At 41.6% G+C, this 1,097-nt stretch carries 1 protein-coding gene; it reads right to left on the minus strand.

Translation table 11 applies throughout. The features are described 5' to 3' along the window. Positions 1 to 147: 147 nt before the first annotated feature. Positions 148 to 930 carry an outer membrane protein OmpK gene (locus L1264_RS21395; protein ID WP_135924253.1) on the minus strand — a complete coding sequence of 261 codons (783 nt, stop codon included), beginning with the start codon at positions 928 to 930 and terminating at the stop codon, positions 148 to 150. Positions 931 to 1,097 lie beyond the last annotated feature (167 nt).

Below are 1,097 nucleotides of genomic sequence, written 5' to 3' on the forward strand. Positions count from 1 at the left end.
GGAATGGAGCAGGAATAAAGAAAGAACAAGTATAAACTGGCTATTTAATGTTGAATCAGCTCGTGAAAAACTTGAGAGGGCTTATGGTGCCCTCAACTAGTCAGAACTTGTGTGATGAAGTACTAGCAACTAGCAACTAGCAACTCGTTAAAACGTCCACTCAACGTGAAGTTGTGGTACTGACTCAGTAGTGTCTGTACCTAGCTTGTTGTGCCAGTATTGCCACTCAAGACCTAGCAGTAGCGTATTTTCTTTCATGCTCATTGCATGACCTAAATCCCAAGTAATGATTGGCTGTGCTAAAATCCACGCTTTTACATCTTCACCAAATTCATTTTCACGTTCAGCAATGTATTCAACATGGCCTGTTACATTGAATTTTTGTGAGCCAATAGTAAATGGGTAACCCCATGCAACATCAATCATCCAGCTGTTTGATTCAGTTGGTGCGCCACCACGTGCTACGCCTTCACTGTCATCAATGTAAGCGGTGAATAGGGTAGATAAAAAGCTAAAGCCCGGAGCTTGCCAGCTCAATTTTACACCTGGTAAATATTTCAGTACTTTTGCGTCACCCGCTGCGTTAAAACCTGCTGTTAAGCCTACATCGGCAATTGCGCCGTATGAAAAGTCATTGCCAGAGATTTTTGATAAGCTAAATGTTGAATACCACTCGCCATAAAAGTCTTTGTCTTGATAGCCATCTTGACGGTCGTCATTGCTGTAATCAATAAAAAAGAAGTTATCGCCATAGTCGTAACCAGAAGCGTGTTGCAATGAAACAACCGTGGTATTTGACTTAGTTAATGAAAACGGATTTTTGTGTTCACCGTTATTAACGTGTAATTGCGTAGAGCTCCAATTAGCGGCATAGCCTGAAGTACTTACTGCACATAGCGCAGCAACAGAAAGGATCTTTTTCAAGTTCATATCTCAATATTGATGGTGTAAAGGGTTTTATACCCAAGCCACCTCAAGATGCAGAATTCAGCGTTTCACAGGTGCTTAATATCAAGGCGTTACTTTGCAACAATGGCAATCCCTTTTAAGAAGTAACAACGATGAGAGTAAGTGCCTGTGAAGCGCCCAAAGGGTTG

This window comes from Pseudoalteromonas sp. APAL1, from assembly GCF_021532475.1.
GTDB lineage: Bacteria > Pseudomonadota > Gammaproteobacteria > Enterobacterales > Alteromonadaceae > Pseudoalteromonas > Pseudoalteromonas lipolytica_C.